This is a genomic window from Streptomyces sp. NBC_00464 (genome assembly GCF_036013915.1).
GTDB lineage: Bacteria > Actinomycetota > Actinomycetes > Streptomycetales > Streptomycetaceae > Streptomyces.
This window is the reverse complement of sequence record NZ_CP107899.1, coordinates 6,642,396-6,662,131: the sequence shown is the minus strand read 5'-3', so window position 1 is coordinate 6,662,131 and position 19,736 is coordinate 6,642,396. Positions and strand designations below refer to the sequence as shown.

The 19,736-nt window shown below is 70.9% G+C and carries 22 protein-coding genes and 6 tRNA genes; 9 read left to right on the top strand and 19 right to left on the bottom strand.

The features are described 5' to 3' along the window. Nucleotides 1-47 precede the first annotated feature (47 nt). The 6 genes from OG912_RS29980 to OG912_RS29955 form a co-directional block, all read right to left on the bottom strand. Nucleotides 48-629: a hypothetical protein gene (locus tag OG912_RS29980; RefSeq protein ID WP_327712036.1), complete on the bottom strand. Its 582-nt coding sequence runs from the start codon at nt 627-629 to the stop codon at nt 48-50. Between the two features lie 7 nt (nt 630-636). Beyond that, nucleotides 637-1,500: a carbohydrate ABC transporter permease gene (locus OG912_RS29975; RefSeq protein WP_327712035.1), complete on the bottom strand. Its 864-nt coding sequence runs from the start codon at nt 1,498-1,500 to the stop codon at nt 637-639. Next, nucleotides 1,497-2,486: a carbohydrate ABC transporter permease gene (locus OG912_RS29970; RefSeq protein WP_398972249.1), complete on the bottom strand. Its 990-nt coding sequence runs from the start codon at nt 2,484-2,486 to the stop codon at nt 1,497-1,499. Before OG912_RS29970 ends, OG912_RS29975 begins: the two co-directional genes overlap by 4 nt. Before the next feature lie 13 nt (nt 2,487-2,499). Next, the gene (locus OG912_RS29965; protein ID WP_326735142.1) at nt 2,500-3,783 is read right to left on the bottom strand and encodes an ABC transporter substrate-binding protein; all 1,284 of its coding nucleotides are present in this window, start codon (nt 3,781-3,783) and stop codon (nt 2,500-2,502) included. Between the two features lie 175 nt (nt 3,784-3,958). Beyond that, nucleotides 3,959-4,030 (bottom strand) — tRNA-Val (locus OG912_RS29960). Between the two features lie 54 nt (nt 4,031-4,084). Beyond that, nucleotides 4,085-4,576 (bottom strand): TIGR02611 family protein, encoded by a 492-nt coding sequence (locus OG912_RS29955; RefSeq protein WP_326735143.1) that lies wholly within the window; start codon nt 4,574-4,576, stop codon nt 4,085-4,087. A 190-nt stretch (nt 4,577-4,766) separates the two neighbouring features. On the opposite strand from OG912_RS29955, the gene OG912_RS29950 reads away from it, so the two are divergent. Continuing rightward, entirely contained in the window at nt 4,767-5,180 is a 414-nt protein-coding gene (locus tag OG912_RS29950) for an SsgA family sporulation/cell division regulator (RefSeq protein ID WP_003959770.1), read from the top strand. Nucleotides 5,181-5,530: 350 nt separating this feature from the next. Next, complete coding sequence (locus OG912_RS29945; protein ID WP_326735144.1) at nt 5,531-6,106, top strand: CGNR zinc finger domain-containing protein; 576 nt, start codon at nt 5,531-5,533, stop codon at nt 6,104-6,106. Between the two features lie 4 nt (nt 6,107-6,110). Here the strand turns inward: OG912_RS29945 and OG912_RS29940 are convergent, their stop codons facing one another. The 4 genes from OG912_RS29940 to OG912_RS29925 all read right to left on the bottom strand — a co-directional run bounded on the left by OG912_RS29940 (nt 6,111) and on the right by OG912_RS29925 (nt 9,213). Further along, complete coding sequence (locus tag OG912_RS29940; protein WP_164494018.1) at nt 6,111-6,266, bottom strand: hypothetical protein; 156 nt, start codon at nt 6,264-6,266, stop codon at nt 6,111-6,113. A gap of 211 nt (nt 6,267-6,477) precedes the next feature. Further along, complete coding sequence (locus OG912_RS29935; RefSeq protein WP_327712034.1) at nt 6,478-7,449, bottom strand: acetylxylan esterase; 972 nt, start codon at nt 7,447-7,449, stop codon at nt 6,478-6,480. Between the two features lie 85 nt (nt 7,450-7,534). After that, entirely contained in the window at nt 7,535-8,554 is a 1,020-nt protein-coding gene (locus OG912_RS29930; protein WP_326740524.1) for a LacI family DNA-binding transcriptional regulator, read from the bottom strand. 203 nt (nt 8,555-8,757) lie between these two features. Then, nucleotides 8,758-9,213 (bottom strand): hypothetical protein, encoded by a 456-nt coding sequence (locus OG912_RS29925; RefSeq protein ID WP_327712033.1) that lies wholly within the window; start codon nt 9,211-9,213, stop codon nt 8,758-8,760. Nucleotides 9,214-9,427: 214 nt separating this feature from the next. Here OG912_RS29925 and OG912_RS29920 point away from each other — a divergent pair, with 214 nt between their 5' ends. Next, nucleotides 9,428-9,943: a DsbA family protein gene (locus OG912_RS29920; protein WP_327712031.1), complete on the top strand. Its 516-nt coding sequence runs from the start codon at nt 9,428-9,430 to the stop codon at nt 9,941-9,943. A gap of 84 nt (nt 9,944-10,027) precedes the next feature. Here OG912_RS29920 and OG912_RS29915 read toward each other — a convergent pair whose 3' ends face one another. The 3 genes from OG912_RS29915 to OG912_RS29905 all read right to left on the bottom strand — a co-directional run bounded on the left by OG912_RS29915 (nt 10,028) and on the right by OG912_RS29905 (nt 12,808). Further along, a complete protein-coding gene (locus OG912_RS29915) occupies nt 10,028-10,864 on the bottom strand; it encodes a GNAT family N-acetyltransferase (RefSeq protein ID WP_327712030.1) in 837 nt (278 codons plus the stop codon). An 88-nt stretch (nt 10,865-10,952) separates the two neighbouring features. After that, nucleotides 10,953-11,774 carry an aminotransferase class IV gene (locus tag OG912_RS29910; protein ID WP_326735149.1) on the bottom strand — a complete coding sequence of 274 codons (822 nt, stop codon included), beginning with the start codon at nt 11,772-11,774 and terminating at the stop codon, nt 10,953-10,955. Continuing rightward, nucleotides 11,771-12,808 (bottom strand): chorismate-binding protein, encoded by a 1,038-nt coding sequence (locus tag OG912_RS29905; protein ID WP_327713584.1) that lies wholly within the window; start codon nt 12,806-12,808, stop codon nt 11,771-11,773. Before OG912_RS29905 ends, OG912_RS29910 begins: the two co-directional genes overlap by 4 nt. Nucleotides 12,809-12,971: 163 nt before the next feature. On the opposite strand from OG912_RS29905, the gene OG912_RS29900 reads away from it, so the two are divergent. The 5 genes from OG912_RS29900 (at nt 12,972) to OG912_RS29880 (ending at nt 13,415) form a co-directional block, all read left to right on the top strand. Then, nucleotides 12,972-13,044, top strand: a tRNA-Gly gene (locus tag OG912_RS29900). Between the two features lie 38 nt (nt 13,045-13,082). Beyond that, nucleotides 13,083-13,156 (top strand) — tRNA-Cys (locus OG912_RS29895). Nucleotide 13,157: 1 nt separating this feature from the next. Beyond that, a tRNA-Val gene (locus OG912_RS29890) sits at nt 13,158-13,229 on the top strand. A 19-nt stretch (nt 13,230-13,248) separates the two neighbouring features. After that, nucleotides 13,249-13,320: transfer RNA gene (locus OG912_RS29885), tRNA-Val, on the top strand. A gap of 23 nt (nt 13,321-13,343) precedes the next feature. Then, nucleotides 13,344-13,415 (top strand) — tRNA-Val (locus OG912_RS29880). 110 nt (nt 13,416-13,525) lie between these two features. Here the strand turns inward: OG912_RS29880 and OG912_RS29875 are convergent. The 4 genes from OG912_RS29875 to OG912_RS29860 form a co-directional block, all read right to left on the bottom strand. Further along, nucleotides 13,526-13,810, bottom strand: coding sequence for a TFIIB-type zinc ribbon-containing protein (locus tag OG912_RS29875; protein WP_326735150.1), 285 nt, complete (start codon nt 13,808-13,810; stop codon nt 13,526-13,528). 68 nt (nt 13,811-13,878) lie between these two features. Further along, nucleotides 13,879-14,901 (bottom strand): phosphotransferase enzyme family protein, encoded by a 1,023-nt coding sequence (locus OG912_RS29870; protein ID WP_327712029.1) that lies wholly within the window; start codon nt 14,899-14,901, stop codon nt 13,879-13,881. Between the two features lie 280 nt (nt 14,902-15,181). Continuing rightward, nucleotides 15,182-15,391, bottom strand: coding sequence for a hypothetical protein (locus OG912_RS29865; RefSeq protein ID WP_326735152.1), 210 nt, complete (start codon nt 15,389-15,391; stop codon nt 15,182-15,184). Nucleotides 15,392-15,577: 186 nt separating this feature from the next. Continuing rightward, nucleotides 15,578-15,838 (bottom strand): hypothetical protein, encoded by a 261-nt coding sequence (locus OG912_RS29860; RefSeq protein WP_326735153.1) that lies wholly within the window; start codon nt 15,836-15,838, stop codon nt 15,578-15,580. 205 nt (nt 15,839-16,043) lie between these two features. On the opposite strand from OG912_RS29860, the gene OG912_RS29855 reads away from it, so the two are divergent. Beyond that, nucleotides 16,044-17,330 carry a serine/threonine-protein kinase gene (locus tag OG912_RS29855; protein WP_327712028.1) on the top strand — a complete coding sequence of 429 codons (1,287 nt, stop codon included), beginning with the start codon at nt 16,044-16,046 and terminating at the stop codon, nt 17,328-17,330. A 61-nt stretch (nt 17,331-17,391) separates the two neighbouring features. Here OG912_RS29855 and OG912_RS29850 read toward each other — a convergent pair whose 3' ends face one another. Beyond that, on the bottom strand, nt 17,392-18,291 hold the full coding sequence (locus OG912_RS29850; protein WP_327712027.1) for a TrmH family RNA methyltransferase: 900 nt from the start codon (nt 18,289-18,291) through the stop codon (nt 17,392-17,394). A 64-nt stretch (nt 18,292-18,355) separates the two neighbouring features. Further along, nucleotides 18,356-19,609, bottom strand: a complete 1,254-nt coding sequence (gene cobA, locus OG912_RS29845; RefSeq protein ID WP_327712026.1) for a uroporphyrinogen-III C-methyltransferase — start codon at nt 19,607-19,609, stop codon at nt 18,356-18,358. Nucleotides 19,610-19,736: the final 127 nt, after the last annotated feature.

Below are 19,736 nucleotides of genomic sequence, written 5' to 3'. Positions count from 1 at the left end.
CTGACGCGTGGTGGGAGGTGGTTCGGTAGGTGGGTCCGGCCGCCGGGTCAGCGGCGGTCGGCGGCGACCGCCGCCGCGGCGAGACAGCCGAGGGCGGGTGCGGCCAGGGGCGGAATCTGCCAGGTGGCGAGGGCCAGGGCGACGAATCCGCCGACGAGCAGGAGGGATCCTGCCGGGTCGGTGAAGGTCCGGCGGCCCGCGGTCCGCACGGTCTGCGCCCAGGGGGTTCCGGGGTGCCAGGCGGCAGCCGTACGCAGCCCCCAGACGGCCACGGCCGGCAGGCCGAGCAGGCTCACCGCCATGAGCGGACGGCCGCCCGGCAGCAGTCCGGACCGGGCGACCTGCCAGTCGAAGGCGAGCAGCGCGAGCGCCGCCCACCACAGCAGGGAGACCCGCCAGCCGCTGCGGAACGCCTCCCGTACATCGGCGGCGAACTCCCGCAGCCCGCCCGCCTCACCGGCCAGGTAGCGGCGCAGGTGCCGGCTCCCCGCGGCGAAGGCCGCGGGGAACGTGACGAGCGGCAGGGCGGCGACGGTGATCCACACGCCGGTGAGCAGGCATTCGGAGAAGACGCTGAATCGCTCCCGGACGAAGGAGGTCCTGGGTGCGGCGGGGGATTTCGTCGCCACGGGGTGCTCAGCCCTTCAGGCCGGAGGTGGCCATGCCGTCGATGAGGTAGCGCTGGAAGGCCAGGAAGAAGGCGAGCACCGGCAGCAGGGCCACGAGTGACATCGCGATCATGCCGCCGTAGTCGGCGACGGCGTCCTGGTCGATGAACATCCGCAGCCCCATCGAGACGGTGTACTTGTCCGGCTCGTTGAGGTAGAGCAGCGGGCCCATGAAGTCGTTCCAGGCCTGGATGAAGGTGAAGATGGCGCTGGTGATGAGCGCGGGCCGGCACAGCGGCATCACGATCGACCAGTAGATCCGCAGGTGCCCGCAGCCGTCCAGCCGCGCGGCCTCGTCGAGTTCCTTGGGCAGCCCGCGCATGAACTGGACCATCAGGAAGACGAAGAAGGCGTCGGTGGCCAGGTACTTGCCGATCAGCAGCGGAGTGAAGGTGTTGATCAGCTCCAGCTTCTGGAACATCACGTACTGCGGAATGATCAGTACGTGGTACGGGAGCAGCAGCGTCCCGATCATGATGGCGAACATGGCGTTGCGCCCGGCGAAGCGGACCTTGGTGAAGGCGTAGGCCGTGAGCGAACAGGAGATGACGACGCCGATCACGGAACCGACCGAGATGTAGGCCGAGTTCAGGAAGAACTTCCAGATCGGGATGTCGGCGATGCCGTCGGCGAGCCGGTGGTAGTTGTCGGTGATCGGGTCGGTCGGGAAGAGGTTCAGCGCGCCGACGATGTCCTCGCTCGGCTTGAACGAGGCGCCGATCGTCCACACCACCGGGTAGAGAACCACCACCAGGAGGGCGAGCGCGCCGATGTGCCAGGCGAGGGAGCCGGGAAGCCGGCGTCGTACGGCAGTGGTGTCCATCGGGGTCATCGGGCCCCCTCCTCGTAGTGCACCCAGCGCTTCTGGGACCAGAACAGCACGGCGGTGACCAGGCCCACGGCGACGAGCAGCAGCCATGCCATGGCGGAGGCGAAGCCCATCCGGCTGTTCGCGAAGCCCTGGTCGTACAGGTAACAGGTGTAGACGAGCGTCGCGTCGGCCGGGCCGCAGCTGCCGTTGCTGACGATGTAGGCCGATCCGAAGATCTGGAAGGAGTGGATGGTCTCCAGCAGGACGTTGAAGAACAGCACCGGGGAGATCATCGGCAGGGTGACGCTCCAGAACCGGCGCCAAGGGCCCGCCCCGTCCATCTCCGCGGCCTCGTACAGCTCTCTGGGGACCTGCTTGAGGCCGGCCAGGAAGATCACCATCGGGGCGCCGAACTGCCAGACCGTGAGGCCCACCAGCGCATAGATGATCATGTCCGGGTCGCCGATCCAGCCGCCGGCGTCGATGCCGAACAGTTGCTGCCCCCGGTCGACGACGGCGTCGTCGGAGAACAGGGCGCGCCAGACGATGGCGGCCGAGACGCTCGCACCGATCAGCGACGGCGCGTAGAACGCGGCCCGGTAGAACGACTGACCCCAGCGCTTCTGGGCCAGCAGCATGGCGACGGCGAGTGCGGCGGCCAGCTTGATCGGGGTGCCGATCACCACGTACCAGGAGGTCACCTTGACCGACTGGCGCCAGCGGGGGTCGGCGAACATGTCGGTGAAGTTCTTCAGGCCGACCCATTTCGGGGCGTCGAAGAGGTTGTAGTCGGTGAACGCGAGGTACAGCGAGAAGACCATGGGTCCGGCGATCAGGAACAGGAAGCCCGCGATCCAGGGCGACATGAAGAGATAGCCGGTCAGATTCTCGCGGTGGCCCCGCGGTCGCGGAGCGGGGCGGGTCTTGCGTCCCGGGCCGCTCCGCTCCACGGCGGCGAGGTCCTTGTCGAGGACCGGGCCGCTCGTGGAGGTCTGGATGTGAGTCACCGCGTCATTCCTCTCAGTTCGAGGCGAGGGCGGTCTTCGCCTCGGAGAAGAACTGCTTGACGGAGTCCTCCGGCGAGGCCTTGCCCAGGGACATGTCGCCGCCGATGCGCAGGAACGCGGCCTCGACGACGTCGGCACCGGCCGGGTGCGGGGTGATGGGCTCCAGCACGCCCGCCTTGGCGATCTCGGTCTCGTACGCGCCGATCGCCTTGCTCGGGGCGTCGGTGGGCTGGAAGGCCTCGAACTGGGCGGTGGTGGCGGGGACTCCGCGGTCGTAGCCCATGATGCGGGCGACAGCGGGGTCGTGGGTCATGAAGCTGATGAAGGTGGCGACCTCGGCGGGGTGCTTGGTGCGGGCCGTGCCGCTGAGCATCAGCGAGCCGAGGTACTGGCCGGTCTTCTTGCCGTCGGTGGTCGGGATGGGCGCGAGGCTGTAGCTGCTCTTGCCCTCCGCGCTGTAGCGGACGGAGAAGTTGTCCCAGGTGAACTCCCCGGCGGAGAGGCCCTTGGCGAGTGCGGAGGCGGGCTTGATCTGCTCGACCTTCTTCTGGTCGGCGTAGACGCCGGACTTGACCCTGGCGAGCGCCTCGGTCCAGTACGGCAGCAGTTCGCTCTCGCCGAAGCCCATGCCCTCCTCGGTGAAGAACGCCTTGCCGTTCTGGCGGAGGATCAGGTCGTAGAGGTACATGACGCCGTGCGGACCGGAGTCGCCGGCTATGCCCTGACCGGACTTGATCTTCTGCAGCCCCGCGTACCAGTCGTCCCAGGTCCAGCCGAGGCTGTGGTCGACGCCGGCCTTCTCGAAGACCTTCTCGTCGATGACCAGGGCCATCGAGTTGCTGCCGACCGGCACACCGAGCAGCTTGCCGTCGATCTCGGCGAACTTCTCCAGTCCGGCGCGGAAGCCCTCGAGCTTGAGGTTGCCCTTCTTCGCCTGCGGGTTGAGGTCGAGCAGGACGTTCTTCGCCTCGTACTTGCGCAGGAAGGTGACCGCGTTCTGGATGACGTCCGGCGGGTTGCCGCCGGCCGCCTGGGTGTTGAACTTCTTCCAGAAGTCCGGGTACTGCTGGAAGTCCGTCTTCACCTTGATCTTCGGGTGCTTCTTCTCGAAGAGCGTGACGCACTCCTGGACCTTCTTCGCCCGGTCGTCGGCGCCCCACCAGGCATGCCGGATGGTGACCGGCCCGTTCGAGCCGCCGCCCGAGCCGCAGCCGGCCGCGGTCAGCCCGAGACCCGCAGCCGAGAAGCCCGCGAGCTTCAGCATCTGCCGCCGGTCCATGCCCTGGTTCCGAGACATAGTTCGCCCCTACGCTTGATTGAATCGTTTTAGAAAGCGCTTGCCGGGTCAAGGTAAGGAGCGGCACCGGCGACGTCAACAGTTGGGACGAAAATCAGTCGAAGCGCTTGAACGACACACGCAAAAACGCCGACGGCCCGGAAGCTTCAGAAGCTTCCGGGCCGTCGGTCCGGGGTGGGCGATACTGGGTTCGAACCAGTGACCTCTTCGGTGTGAACGAAGCGCTCTCCCACTGAGCTAATCGCCCGGGCGCACGCCAAACATTACCCCATGTCAGCGGCGCCCCCCGACCATCCCCGGGTCACTCGTTGATCTTCCACGGCATGACGATTCCGAACTTCCACACATAGATCCCCACCAGCACCGCGATGATCACGAGACCGATCGCCGTGAGCGCGATGTTGCGCCGCCGGACCTTGGGATCGAGCGCGCGCTGGGCGGCCTCGGTGACCTTCCGGCGCGTCCAGCGCAGCACCAGCTGGGCCCAGACGAACTCGGTCGCCCAGATCGCCATGCCGCCGAAGATCACCAGCCAGCCGGGACCGGGCAGCGGCAGCATGACGATGCCGGCCGCCACCACGGCCAGGCCGACCACGAACACACCGACCTGCCAGCTCAGGTGCAGCGTCCTGGACGCCTTGATGAACCCGGGCGCCCTGGAGCCGAGCTCCCTGTCCTCCTTCGTCACACCCTCCGTGACGTCCCCCGTCACGCTCTTCGGCACATCCCCCGTCGCGGGCGCCGGATCCGCCGGTGCGGCGGCTCCGTCCCGCTCGTCACTCTCCGCATTCATGGGGGTCAACCTACCGGAACGCTCCTCGTCACCGGAATGGCCGCATCACCCAAAGTTACACACCGCTGTACGAGCTACCTGAAGGATCACAAAACGGTCAGAGGGGTTTACAACACCACCGTAGGTGGCATGTCGATTTCGCCGACGTGCGAATCCCCGAGCGCACACTGAGCGAAAGGCCCTGGCGCTTATGAACACCACGGTCAGCTGCGAGCTGCACCTGCGCCTCGTTGTGTCGAGCGAGTCCTCACTGCCTGTACCCGCGGGCCTGCGGTATGACACGGCCGATCCGTATGCCGTGCACGCCACCTTCCACACCGGAGCGGAGGAAACGGTCGAGTGGGTTTTCGCCCGCGACCTCCTTGCCGAGGGGCTGCACAGGCCCACCGGCACCGGAGACGTCCGCGTCTGGCCATCCCGTAGTCACGGCCAGGGCGTCGTCTGTATCGCACTGAGTTCTCCAGAGGGCGAAGCCCTGCTGGAGGCCCCTGCGCGGGCCCTGGAGTCGTTCCTGAAAAGGACCGACGCCGCGGTTCCGCCAGGGACCGAGCATCGTCACTTCGATCTCGATACGGAGCTCTCACACATCCTGGCCGAAAGCTGAGCCAGGCCGAGAGCCGCACGGCGCCGTCGACTCGGGGAGACGGCACCGCACGGACAACCTCATAGGGCTGACACCGGCGCCGTCACCACGGAATCCACCGTGGTGACGGCGCCGGTCCGCGTTCCCCGCTCCCCCGTCACACCGCCGCACCCCCACCGGTGCCTCCACGAGGCCGCCAGACGCCCCCTGGAGCCCCTTCCCCATCCAGTGGGCGAGTGGGCGCAACGGGCGGCCGCAACGTGCCCCAGGGGCCTCAAAGGGCCCTCGCGCCCCGACGCGTCAGGACCGTGCCAGTAGAGTCAGCCGGCATCGGCGGGCGTCCTGCCCGCCGGAGGCCAGGGAGCGGAAGCGTGCTGATCCCCCACGACACCCGGATCGCCCTCGAAACGGTGGTCGATCTGGTGAACACCGCGCCGGAGAGCGAGCGGCCCGAGGGCGGCTCACCCGTCGACGGGCTCGCCGACATCGAGGCGCTCTACGCGTTCGCCGGACGCCACCGGGTGAGCGGCGTGAACGAACTCGACGAGAAGGACCTCCGCGCCGTCCACGACGTACGGGCGCGGTTCGCCGACGTCTTCGCCGCGACCGACGCACAGGTCGCCGCCTCGCTCGTCAACACACTCGTGGCCGCCGCGGGCACCACGCCGCAGCTCAGCAACCACGACGGCTACGACTGGCACGTGCACTACTTCGCGCCGGACGCCTCGCTCGCCGACCACCTGGCGGCCGACTGCGGCATGGCCCTCGCCTTCATCATCGTGGCGGGCGAGACGGAGCGGCTGCGGCGCTGCGAGGCGCCGGACTGCCGGCACGCCTTCGTCGACCTCTCGCGCAACCGCTCCCGTCGCTACTGCTCCAGCCGCACCTGCGGTAACCGCTTGCACGTCGCCGCGTACCGGGCGCGCCGCAGGGAAGCGGCCGGCTGACGGTTCACAGCACGAAGAGATCGTGCAACGCGGCCATCAGCAGCAGGCCGCCGATCACCGTGAGGAAGATCATCAGAGGGGGCTGGGAAAGCGCGAAGAGGCAGCCACGCGGCTCTTCGGCGGGGGGTGCGGGGGCATCGCCCCGGGAGGTGTCCACCATCTCGGGACGATCATGACGCAGACCGGCCCCCTCGGGCAGCCAACACACCTTTTCACGAGGGTAGTTCACTCCTCACAGGGCGCGCCGAATCGCTCCGGCGTCCGATCATCCGTCAGGCATTCGGGACTTCGCTCTTCCCTGCAGGCTTTCGGAACTCCGCTCCCCGGCAGGCTTGCGGTCCTCCGCGCCCCGCACCCCGGCCCCGCTCCGGTCAGCCCAGGTCGCGCAGCATACGCAGCTGCACCGCGCGGTGGACCGATGTGCCGCCCTCGTGGCCGTTCCAGGGGTAGACCTCGATCTCCTTGGGGCCTGCCCAGTTGTTGTAGGCGGCGAAGACCGTGGACGGCGGGCAGATGGGGTCCATCAGAGCCACCGAGTACAGCACCGGCATGTCCGCCCGGGCGGCGAAGCTGATGCCGTCGAAGTAGGAAAGAGTCCGGAACACCTGGTCGGCATGGCCGTGCTGGGTGGCCAGGAAACGCACGATCTCCTGGTACGGGTCCTTGTCGGTGATCTCGACGGCCCGCCGGTAGTGCGTCAGGAACGGTACGTCGACGAGCGCGGCCCTGACGTGCGGGCTGAGCCCCGCCACCGCCTGGGCGATGCCGCCGCCCTGGCTGCCGCCGTGCACGACGATCCGGTCCGGGTCGACGGACGGGTGGGCGCGGGCCACCTCGACGGCGCGCACCGCGTCGGTGAACACCCGGCGGTAGTAGTACTCGTCGGGGTCGAGGATGCCGCGGGTCATGAATCCGGGCGACTGCGGGTTGGCGCCGCCGTGCGGGTCGGCGGTGGAGCCCGCCGAATGGCTGTTGACGGCGCCCTGGCCGCGGGTGTCCACGACCAGGGTGGCCCAGCCGGCGGCGGGCCAGACCAGGTGGTCGTGCGGCAGTCCGCGCCCGCTGCCGTAACCGAGGTAGTGGACGACGGTCGGCAGGGGGCCCTCGGCGCCCGCCGGCACGTTCAGCCAGGCGCGTATGCGGTGGCCGCCCCAGCCGGCGAACGACACGTCGTGGACGTCGACATGACTCAACGCGGCGTCGTAGGAACTGAATTCGGCGTCCAGCGGGTGCGCGCCGGCTTCGTCGAGGGTGCGGCGCCAGAAGGCGTCGAAGTCGTCGGGTTCACCGGACTCCGGCCGGTAGGTGCGGAGTTCATCCAAGGGCAGGTCGAACAGGGACACGGCGTCTCCATTTCGGGCATGCGGAAGGAACGGCAGAGGAAGGAACGGGAGAGGGAAGTCTGAGGGGCCGGCCGGGCGGCAGGGCTCAGCGGGGCGTGGAACTCGACGCGCGCACGACGAGTTCCGGCTGGAGCACGACGCTGCGGTGTTCGTGGGTGCCGCCCTCGTCGTCCGCCTCCTCCAGCAGGAGTTCGGCGGCCATCCGGCCCATCACGACCGCGGGCTGACGGACAGAGGTGAGCGGGACGGCAGCGGCGGCGGCGAATTCGATGTCGTCGTACCCGACGATGGCGATGTCCTGAGGCACCCGCACCCCCGCCGCGTACAGGGCCTGGAGCACGCCCAGGGCGAGCAGGTCGTTCGCGCAGAACACCGCGGTGGGACGCGGGACGAGCCCGAGCAGCCGGGCCCCGGCGTCACGGCCCGCCGCGACGTCGAGGCGGTCGGAGGGGATCTCCACCAGCGCCTCGGGCGGCAGCCCGGCCTCGGCGAGGGCGGTCAGCGCGCCCTGGCGGCGGTCCCTGATCTGGTGCAGGTCGCCGGGGCCACTGACGTACGCCACCGAGCGGTGGCCGGCCGAGATCAGATGGCCGACGGCCAGGGTACCGCCCCGCACGTCGTCGACGGAGACGGCGCAGGTCCCGGTGCCGGATGCCACCCGGTCCACCAGAACATAGGGAATCCGGTGGCGGGCGAAGGACTCGAGGTTGCGGCCGGTCGCGTCGGCCGGGGTGACCAGTACGCCGCATACGCGCTGTTCCGCGAAGAGGCCGAGGTATTCGGCCTCCTCCGCGGGGCTCTGGCCGCTGTTGCAGACCATCACGCCGAGCCCCGCCTGCCGGGCGGCACGTTCGGCCCCGCGGGCCACGTCGACGAAGAAGGGGTTGCCCATGTCCAGGACGAGGAGTGCCATGATCCGGCTGCGGCCGGCCCTGAGCTGGCGGGCCGACTCGCTGCGGACGTAGCCGAGCTCCTCGATGGCGGCCAGCACCCGGGCCCGGGTGTCGGGCAGCACCGCCTCGGGGCGGTTGATCACATTGGAGACCGTGCCCACGGAGACCCCGGCCTGCCGGGCCACATCCTTGATCCCTGCCACACGCGCCACTAGTCCTGCCCCACTGCCCCGGCCGCGCTCGTCAAGCGGCGTCACCCCATCTTACGGACGGGCGTGAATGAATTGTTTCAATCCGGTCGGGACGCTAGCCCCCCGGCCGAATGCCGTCAAGGATCATACCTGAATCGATTCATGCGAGCGGGGTCACCGACCCCCAAGCGGTCCGAGAGGCAGGCGCCCGGACCGGGCGGTGCTCAGATGCCGTGCTTCTTCAGGATGGCCTCGATGTCGCTGAAGTCGTCGCCCGACCCCGCGGCGGTGGACTGCTTCTTCGGCTTCTGCCGCGGGTCGGCAGCCGGTACGCCCGCCCCCAGCGAGGGGGCCGAAGCCGCCGGTGCCACCGCGTCGCTCTGCGCGGCCCGGGCCGCCGCCTTGCGCTCCTTGCGGGTGCCACCGCCCCGGCGCTCGATCGCGCGCGTCGTCATGAACAGCAGCCAGGCCACCCCCAGCACTCCGAAGCCGAGCCAGACGCTCGGCTTGAAGGCGATGTCCGACACCCACTCGACGACGCCGGTCAGCACCAGACCGATCGGGACCAGCGAGTAGGCGGCGATCCTGGTCGCCGTGAGGAACCGCTTCCGGTACGCGGTGACGGCGGCGATGCCCAAGCCCGCCGCGGACACCGCGGAGCAAATGGTCTCGGCAAGCATCGGGGCCTCCAGGCGCAGGGGAAACGTCCCTTCCATCCTGCACCGGCGACCGGGCGGACGGCCACGCCCCGAGCCCACATCAGGGACATTTCAGGGCCGGAATCCTCCCCAGGTGCCGTACGGCCCAGATCGGGGCCGACGGAAGACGCCGCCCACCGCCCGCTCCGCCCGATGCCGGTCGTGGCACCCCCGCGCACCCTGGGAGACTGGCCCCATGAGCGATTCCACCCCCGCAGCACCGGTCGTCCTCGAAGTCTGGTGCGAGCTCCAGTGCCCCGACTGCCACCACGCCCTCACCGATGTGCACGCCCTGCGCGCCCGGTACGGCGACCGGATCGACATCCGGTTCCGGCACTTCCCGCTGGAGAAGCACAAGCACGCCTTCGCCGCCGCGCAGGCCGCCGAGGAGGCCGCGGCGCAGGGCAAGGACTGGCCGTACATCGAGGCGGTGCTCGCCCGCACCGCCGACCTGGGCCGCACCGGCGAACCGCTGCTGGTCGAGGTGGCGGGGGAACTGGGTCTGGACGCCGAGGAGTTCGACACCGCCCTGATCGACGGCCGCCACATGCTGATCGTCGACGCCGACCAGGCCGAGGGCAAGGCGATCGGGGTCACCGGCACGCCCACGTACGTGATCGGTGGCGAGCGGCTGGACGGCGGCAAGAGCCAGGACGGACTGCGTGAACGGATCGAGGCGATCACCGACCGGCTGCTCGCCGAACAGGGCTGAGGACGGGGAGCGGCGCGCGGGCCGGGCTGCCGACGACGCCCCGGGGCCGCCGTCAGCCGATGTCCCGCGCGGCCGACCGGCAGGTCAGAGTGGTTTGGTCAGGTTGTGGCGGGTCGGCCGGTAGCCGAGCGACTCGTACAGCCGGAGTGCCGGTGTGTTGGCCGTGACGACGTGCAGGCCCAGCCGCGTGTCGCCGGCGGCGAGCGCGAGACGTTCGGCCTGGAGCATCAGCGCCCGGCCGAAACCCCGCCCCCGGAAGCGTTCGTCCACCTCGACATCGAAGACATAGCCGACCACCTGGCCGGGGTGCATCTCGTATCGCGCCACCCAGAGGAACCCGGCCTTCTCGTCCTCGTGGATGAGGTGGTGCAGTTGCGCGCCCTCGGTGGCCAGGCCCTGCGGCAGATGCCTGGCGTGCGAGGCGCGGGCCGCCCGCAGCGCCGACTCCCGCGGGGTGCCGCGTGTCACCAGGCTCTCCGCGTACCCGGCGATCGCGCGGTCCTCCCAGTCCGTGTACTCCTCGGGCGTCATCGGCCGTGCGGACAGCCCGTCGGGCAGTGCCGGGGGGTCGGCGGGCAGCTGTTTGATCATGTTCCGGCTGCGTTCGGTGTAGCCGAGTGCGGTGGTCAGCCGTTGGCCCGCGGTGTTGTCGGGGGCGACCTCCGCCTGCACCTGCGTACAGCCCCAGCCCCGCAGCACCTCCTCGGCCGCCAGCGCGGCGATGGTGCCGCGGCCTCGCCGCCGGACCGGCTCGTCGATCCGCACGGAGCTCAGCATCCCCGTCGCGCCGTCCGACCCGGGTTCCGTGGCGATTTCCACGGTGCCGACGGGGCGCCCGTTGTCGCACACGTCGTACGCGCGGCTCTGTGCGCCGTCGGCGCCTGGCTGGATCGGCCCGGAGGGCCGGAGTGTCGTGGTCATCAGAGGATTTCTATCCCCTGCGCACGGGCCCGTCATCCGCTTTTACGGGGACGGGCCGCTCAGCGGGCCTGCCGTCCTGACGTTATGGTCACGGGTCCAGATCGTCGGCGGCCCGCTCGTCGAAGACGCGCATGGCCTTGGCGGTCACCGGACCCGGCCCGCCGGGCAGCTCCCGGCCGTCGACCCGGTGGACGGCCTGGATGTCGCGGAGGGTGGAGGTCAGGAAGATCTCCTCGGCCCGGTCCAGGACGTCGAACGGCAGGTCCGTCTCCTGCGCCCCGGCCCACTCCACCGCCAGTGCGCGGGTGATCCCGGCCAGACAGCCGGAGGCGACCGGCGGCGTGTGCAGCTGCCCGTCGAGGACGACGAAGACATTGGAGCCGGTGCCTTCGCAGAGCCGGCCGACGGTGTTGGCGAACAGCGCCTCGGAGGCGCCGCGCTCGTGGGCACGGGCGAGGGCGACGACGTTCTCCGCGTACGAGGTGGTCTTGAGCCCGGTGAGCGCGCCGCGTTCGTTGCGTGTCCAGGGGACCGTGATGACGGCCGTGGTGTCCGGGCGACGCGTCACCTCGCCGAGGGCGACGACCAGGCCGGGGCCCGCGGTGCCCCGGTCCGAGCCGAGCGGCGAGATCCCGCCGGTGTAGGTGATGCGGAGTCTGCCGAGCGCGGCGGGATTGGCCTCGATCACGGCGGCGCAGGCCCGGCGCACCTCGTCCAGGTCGGGCGCGGGCAGGCCGAGGCCCAGGGCGGAGCGGGTCAGCCGGTCGAGGTGGCGGGTGAGTGCGAACGGCCTGCCGCCGGCGGTCCTCACCGTCTCGAAGATGCCGTCGCCGACGGTCAGCCCGTGGTCGAGCACGGACACCCGGGCGTCATCGGCGGCCCGCAGTCGCCCGTTGACCCAGATCTTCATGGTGCGGTCCTTCCGGTTGCTTCGTAGGCGCCCGACGCTACCGCGAGCAGCCTGGACGCCTTCAGTTCGGTCTCGTCCCACTCACGCTCCGGATCCGAGCCCCAGGTGATACCGGCTCCGGTGCCGAACCGCAGCACCGGAGCGTCGCCCGTGCGGTCGGTCCAGAAGGTGCGGATGCCCACGGCGAGGGAGGCGGTGGCCCGGTCCGCGTCCACCCAGCCGATGCCGCCGCAGTACGGACCGCGCGGGGCGGTCTCCAGTTCCTCGATGATCCTCAGCGCACTGGTCTTGGGGGCCCCGGTCACCGATCCCGGCGGAAAGGCCGCGGCAAGCAGCTCCGGCCAGCCGACGCCGTCGGCGAGCCGGCCGCGCACGGTCGAGACGAGGTGGACGAGGCCCGGGTGCTTCTCGACGGCGCAGAGGTCGGGGACCGTGACCGATCCGGTGGCGCAGACCCGGCCCAGGTCGTTGCGGACCAGGTCGACGATCATCACGTTCTCGGCATGGTCCTTCTCCAGCAGATCGGCCTCGGTGCGGCCGGTGCCCTTGATCGGTCCGGACTCGACCGTGCGGCCGTCCCTGCGCAGGAACAGCTCCGGCGAGGCGGTCGCGATCCCGACGCCGTGGCCGGGCAGCCGAATCGTTCCTGCGTACGGGGCCGGGTTACCCCGCGCCAGCAGTGCGGTGAGGGCGTCCACGTCCGCCGCGGCCGGATCGGGCAGCGGCGCCGTCAGTACGCGGCAGAGATTGGCCTGGTAGACCTCGCCCGTCGCGATGTACGCGCGGATGCGGCGTACACCTGCCGTGTATGCGGCGCGGTCGAGGGACGAGGTCCAGTCACCGGCGGCGGGGCCACGCCAGGCACCGCGCACCGGTGCGGGCACCGCCGCGGTGCGCACGGTGGCGAAGCGGGCGCAGACGAGCCGGCCCTCGAAACCGGCCGATACCGCCCAGAAGCCGGATGAGTCGAGGGCTGCGGGATCACTGGTCACATCCTGCAGATCGGAGGCGACGAGGCCGCCGAAGCGGGCCATTGGAGCGAGGTCGTGCACGTCGGTGAGTCTAGGACGGCGCGCGGTGACCTGCGCCGGGGCGAGCGCACCTCAGCACGCTGCACAAACGCGTTTTTGTACTGGCCCCGGAATCCGCTAGAGTTCAACACGTCGCCGGGACGCGCAAGTGAACCGGAACCGACAAGCGGACGTAGCTCAGTTGGTAGAGCGCAACCTTGCCAAGGTTGAGGTCGCCAGTTCGAACCTGGTCGTCCGCTCGCAGAAGGTGGGGGATTTTTCCCGAACCCCCACCCCTGGTGGAGTGGCCGAGAGGCGAGGCAACGGCCTGCAAAGCCGTCTACACGGGTTCAAATCCCGTCTCCACCTCCAAGGACGATTAGCTCAGCGGGAGAGCACTTCCCTGACACGGAAGGGGTCACTGGTTCAATCCCAGTATCGTCCACTGATCCGCAAGGGTCCCCGCGCGATTAGCTCAGCGGGAGAGCGCTTCCCTGACACGGAAGAGGTCACTGGTTCAATCCCAGTATCGCGCACGCAGTACACGCAGGTTCACCCTGCGCGATTAGCTCAGCGGGAGAGCGCTTCCCTGACACGGAAGAGGTCACTGGTTCAATCCCAGTATCGCGCACCCTTCGAAGCCCCGGTCGTCTCGACGACCGGGGCTTCGCCGTTGTCGCAGGTGCCCGCCGCCGTGGCCCGGACGGGACACATCCGGGCCACGGCGCGGGGCGGTCCGGATCAGGACGAGAAGAGCATCCGGCCGAAGCTCTTCTGCCGGTAGTGGCCCTGGTGGTGTCCACCGTGGTGCTGCGGGGCGCCCCAGGCGGGTGCCGGTGCCGCGGGGTAGGCCTGCGGCGCGGGCGGCGCCGGCGGAGCCTGCTGCGTCCACTGCGCCTCCATGCGGGTCAGGGACTCCAGCTCGCCGTAGTCCAGGAATATCCCCCGGCAGCCGCTGCACTGCTCGATCTGAATGCCATTGCGGTTGTACGTCTGCATCTGTGCGTGGCACTTGGGACACTGCATCTGCGGGCTCACTCCTCGCCGTCGGTTAGCCGTCGCCGGAATGCATGCCCGACGGCGGTCGGTTCACCCTACGACGAGTGTTCGGCGGCCAACTCGGGCGGGAGAGCGGCAATTCGGGCACAGGCGTCGATCATCACCTGTTCCACCTCATCCGGAACCCTGCGCTCCGCCGCGGACTTGGCGAGCGCCAGTGCCGCCGTCTGTACGGTCAGGGCGCGGGCGGCGGGATCCAGCTCGGCCCACGGGTCACCGTCGGCGCCCACCGCGGGGCCGCCCGCGGCCCGGTAGGCGCCCAGGAAGCGGAACCAGACCTCGGGGGGCAGCAGTCCGGCCGCGTACCAGGCGGCCGGCCGCGCGAGGTCCCAGGCCGGGTCGCCAGGCCCCGCGTCGTCGACGTCGATCAGCAGCCACGCACCGTGAGGGGTGGGGTGCCGGACGAGCTGGCCCAGGTGCAGATCGCCGTGGCAGAGACCCTGCGCACGGTGTTCGGGAGCGGGGGCCTCGTCCCGCGCCCAGGGCGGCAGACCGCGCCAGGCCGCGAGCACGGGGGCCGTGGCCGGATCGCCCGGCCGGGCCGCCCGCATCCGGGCCACGGCGAGCGCGGCCTTCGCCGGGCCGCGCATGGGCGGTGGCACTGGGGAACCGCCCGGTGCGGGCCGGTCCGCCCTGCTCCCGGCACGGTGGAGGCGGGCCAGCAGGACGGCCGCCTCCTCCCACGGCGCGTCGTCCGGGTCGCCGGGGTCCACCGGTTCCCCGTAGGGCCACAGGGTGACCGGACGGCCGTGCAGCTCGGTCAGGAACGGCGAGACGGCGGCGGTCACTTCCGGTCCCGCGCCGGGCGGCACGGGGAGGGGGGCGAGCAGGATGCCGGCCAGACCTGGGTCGGCGGCCAGGCCGAGGCGTACGGACAGCGCGGCGATGTCCGTACCGGCGGCGTGGGCCTTGGCGACGACGGAGCCGCAGCGGACCACGGTGCCGTCCGCCCGGTCCGCGAGGACGGCGGGTGCCGGGCAGCCGCCGCGGGGCCCGGAACGGGCGTGGGCCGCTTCGTGGGCGAGGGCGCCCAGCGCACGTACGACTGCGGTGGTCACGGACTCCCCCGGTGGCACAGGATCGGCGGGCCCGGCCGGTGCCGCGCCCGCCGGAGAGCGTACGCGGATCGCGCCGGCCGGCCGGCGCACGGGGTCGGCGGCTCCCGGTGCCGGGCCCAGCCGCGGCATCCATCCGTGCCCGCACGGCCCCGGACAGCGCGATGTCCGGTCAGCTCCCCAGCTGACCGGACAAACGCTGCCGTCCGCCGCACCCCCGTCCCCACGGGGTTGTTGGCCGGATGTCCCGGTCCGGACCGCTCTTCCGGACCCGGGGCGCCGCTCAGCGCCCCAGCATCACGCCCACGGACGACGCCTGTGTGACCACCGCTTCCCAGCCGCCGAAGACGACTGCGAGCAGGGCCGCCAGAGGAAGAACCATGACCGTCGCCACCAGCGGGTGACGCTTGCCGGACGACGGGCGGCTGCCGAACGAGGCATAGGCCCTGCGTCCCTGCGTGCGGATGATCGTCCGCGCTGCCGTGTCCGCCATGGTTCCTCTCCTGACCTGATGTGGAGCGGCGGGCGTTTGACCTCGGGGGACGAGTGCGGCGCCCGCCGCTTGACTTCAACATTAGGTACCCGGGAAGCGGGCGGCGTCATGCCCGCGTACCGAATGCCGGGCCTCCCGGAGGATGAGCCGTGGGTAGTCGGCGTACTCCCCTGGGTGGAGACGGGTCTACCGGACGTTGGGGTCATCCCGGAGGGGACGCTCGGAGCCGTCCTCCCTGGGGACCGGTTGTTCGACCAGGGCGAGCACCCTGGTCGACATGAAACGGGCGGTGCGCACCACTGATCCGTTTCGAGTGACTTCACTCACTTCGACCACCCCGCGGCGGACCGCGGTCTCCACCCTGCGCCCTGCCCTGGATGCCACTACTTCGTAGGTTCGGGTCGTGTCTCCGGCGTCCACGACTATCTCGACTCGATCGCCCTTCATTGATCCAATCCCCCTTCTGCGACGGACCTTTGAGATCTCGCACGGGCCCGGGAGCCTGGATCCGCGGCTCCCTGACCACTCCTCAAGTTTCCCACCCGGCACTGACAATCGATTCTCCGGCGAGGGCGCGGCCTCTGAGCGCCCCGGGCGGCGGGTACGTAAGCTGTGCCTCGTCAGGCGGACCAGGCAGCGGGGATGGGCAGACATGGCGATGATGCGGCTCCGGCGCGAGGACCCGCGTGTCGTCGGCTCGTTCAGGCTGCACCGGCGGCTCGGGGCTGGCGGCATGGGTGTCGTCTACCTCGGCTCGGACCGGCGGGGCCAGCGGGTGGCGCTGAAGGTGATCCGCCCCGATCTGGCGGAGGATCAGGAGTTCCGCTCGCGGTTCGCCCGCGAGGTGTCCGCCGCCCGGCGCATCCGCGGCGGCTGTACAGCACGGCTGGTCGCCGCCGACCTGGAGGCGGACCGCCCGTGGTTCGCGACGCAGTACGTTCCGGGGCCCTCGCTGCACGACAAGGTGGCCGAGGAAGGCCCGCTGTCGGCCGCCGAGGTGGCCTCGATCGGGGCCGCGCTCTCCGAGGGCTTGGTGGCGGTGCACGAGGCCGGAGTCGTGCACCGTGACCTGAAGCCGTCGAACATCCTCCTGTCCCCCAAGGGCCCCCGGATCATCGACTTCGGCATCGCCTGGGCGACCGGTGCCTCCACCCTCACGCACGTCGGTACGGCGGTGGGTTCGCCCGGCTTCCTCGCGCCCGAGCAGGTGCGGGGCGCGGCGGTGACGCCCGCGACGGACGTCTTCTCCCTCGGGGCCACGCTGGCATACGCCGCCATGGCCGACTCACCTTTCGGGCACGGCAGTTCCGAGGTGATGCTCTACCGCGTGGTGCACGAGGAGCCTCAGCTGTACGACGTGCACGACGCGCTCGCCCCACTGGTGAGCGCGTGCCTGGCGAAGGACCCGGAGGAGCGGCCCAGCACGCTGCAACTCTCCATGCGGCTGAAGGAGATCGCGGCGCGGGAGGCCCAGGGGCTGCACGAGAGCAGGCCGCCCGCCCAGCGCTCGGCGCAGGAGGCGGACCGGCCGACCGGGCGCCTGGACGGCCCGTACACCGAGCAGCAGACGCGTCGCGCGCCCGGTCCCGCTCCGGTGTCCCGGCCGCAGAGCCGGCAGGCGGCGGCGCGTCCGGCGGCGCCCCGCACCGGTGGTTCGCGGCCCGCGCAACAGCAGCCGCCGCGCAGCACGACGCGTTCGGGAAAGCGGCCTCAGGGCCCGGCGGGGACGAACGGCAGGCCGGGTACCCGGCCCGGCGCCCGCACGACCTCGACCGGCCGGCGTCCCGCCAATCCCCGGCTGTTGCGGCAGCGGTTGGTGGTCTTCGTCGTGGTGACGCTGTTGGTGGCGCTGGGTATCGCGGCGGCTCAGGGCTGTCAGGGACCGGCCCGTGGTCTCGGCGCGGGCCAGGGCCAGACCCAGGGGCACAGCGAGCAGTAGCCGCACGCCCGGGCAAACGCCTACGCGTTCATGACGCGATCATGGTTCTCGGCATCCGGGGTCAGTCGGACCTCGGCCGGGTGGCGTAGAAGGCGACAGCCGAGGCGGCTGCCACGTTCAGGGAGTCGACACCGGCATCCATCGGGATGCGTACATGCTCGTCGGCGGCGAGGAGCGCACCGGCCGACAGCCCCTCCCCCTCCGTGCCCAGCATCAGGGCAAGCTTCTCGTGACGGCGGCCGGCGAGTTCGTCGAGAGTGATGGAACTCGCCGAGATGGCCAGGGCCGCGAGCACGAAGCCGTCCTTCCGGATGACCTCGGCGTCACGCGGCCATGACTCGAACCTGGCGTACGGGACCGCGAGAACAGCCCCCATGGACACCTTCACGGCCCGCCTGTAAAGAGGGTCGGCACAGCGCGGGGTGAGGAATACGGCGTCGACTCCCAGAGCCGCCGCATTACGGAAGGCCGCACCCAGGTTGGCGTGGTCGACGATGTCCTCGAAGATCGCGATACGGCATTGGCCAGCACGTTCCGGTGGGCCCGAAGGCGACGTCGCGCCGGTGTCCGCCGGGTCGCCGTCGGCCTCCGTGACGGCCACGCGGCGGGTCGTGCGGAGCAGTTCGTCGGCCGTCGGCAGGGGCTTGCGCTGCATGGAGGCGAGGGCGCCGCGGTGCACGTGGTAGCCGGTGACGCGTTCGGCCAGTTCGGGGCTGACCGCGTACACGGGCGCCGGAACCTCGTCGATGACGTCGCGCATCAGGTCGACCCACTTCGCCGAGAGCAGCATGGAGCGCATCTCGTACCCGGCGTGCCTGGCGCGTCTGATCACCTTCTCCCCCTCGGCGATGAACAGGCCCTCGGCAGGCTCTCGCCTGCGCCGGAGCTCGACATCGGTCAGACCGATGTAGTCGCTCAGGCGGGGGTCGTCGGGGTCGTCGACGGTGATGAGATCAGCCACAGGTTGATACTGCCTTGTCCGGTGTGTGGTGCCAACGGTCTGGAGGAAGATCCGTTACCGCTGGTTACTCGGCGGTCCGCACGGCGGCTTCCGGGCCGACCGCGACGACGTCGCCGATGACGATGACGGCGGGCGGGCGGACGTCCTCGGCCACGGCCCGTTCGGCGACCGTGGCGAGCGTCGCGTCGACCCGGCGCTGGGCGGCCGTGGTCCCTTCCTGAACCAGGGCGACCGGGGTCTCGGGGGACTTGCCGTGGGCGATGAGCGTACGGGCGATGGCGCCGATCTTGTCGACGGCCATCAGGAGCACGAGGGTGCCGCGCAGCCGGGCGAGGGCCTCCCAGTCGACCAGCGAACGCTCGTCGTCGGGGGCGACATGGCCGCTGACCACGGTGAACTCATGGGCCACACCGCGGTGGGTGACGGGGATGCCGGCCGCTCCGGGAACCGAGATCGAGCTGGAGATGCCGGGCACGACGGTGCACGGGATGCCTTCGGCGGCGAGCGCCTGGGCCTCCTCCATGCCGCGTCCGAAGACGAACGGGTCGCCGCCCTTGAGCCGCACGACGGCCTTGCCCGCCTTGGCGTGCTCGATCAGGGCGTTGTTGATCGCCTCCTGCGCCATGTAGCGCCCGTACGGGATCTTCGCGGCGTCGATCACCTCGACGTGCGGCGGGAGTTCGTCGAGCAGGTCGCGCGGGCCGAGCCGGTCCGCGATGACGACGTCCGCCTCGGCGAGGAGGCGGCGGCCACGGACCGTGATCAGGTCCGGGTCGCCGGGGCCGCCGCCGACCAGGGAGACGCCGGGGGCCCGGGTGCGGTGGTGGGGTGCGGCGAGGGTGCCGTCGCGCAGGCCCTCGACGATGGCGTCGCGGACGGCTGCGGAGTGGCGCGGGTCTCGGCCGTGGGCGTCGGTGGTGAGCACGGCGACCGTCACGCCCTCGCTGCGGCCGGTGGCGGGGGTCCAGGCGGTGGCGGCGTCCGCGTTGTCGCTGCGGACGCACCAGGTGCGGGTGCGCTCGGCCTCGGCTGAGGCGGCGTCGTTGGCCGCTGTGTCGTCGGAGGCGATGAGGGCGTACCAGGTGTCGGCCAGGTCCCCGTCGGCGTACGGGCGGCGCTCCCAGCGGATCTCGCCGGCGTCCGCCATCGCCTCGACGGACGGGGTGGCGGCCGGCGATACGAGGACGATGTCGGCGCCGGCCGCGATGAGGGCGGGGAGACGGCGCTGCGCGACCTGGCCGCCGCCTACGACGACTACGCGGCGCCCGCTCAGGCGCAGTCCGACAGGGTAGGCGGGGTGATCGGCGTGCTCGGCCATGGCGGTGCGGGCTCCTCGTGCGATGCGGGGGCTGCGGCCGCTGCGGCGGTGGAGCGGCTGTGACGTGCGGGGGTGGGGCGGGGGTGGGGGTGGGGTTCACGATACGGGGTGGGGCGCGGGGCCGATC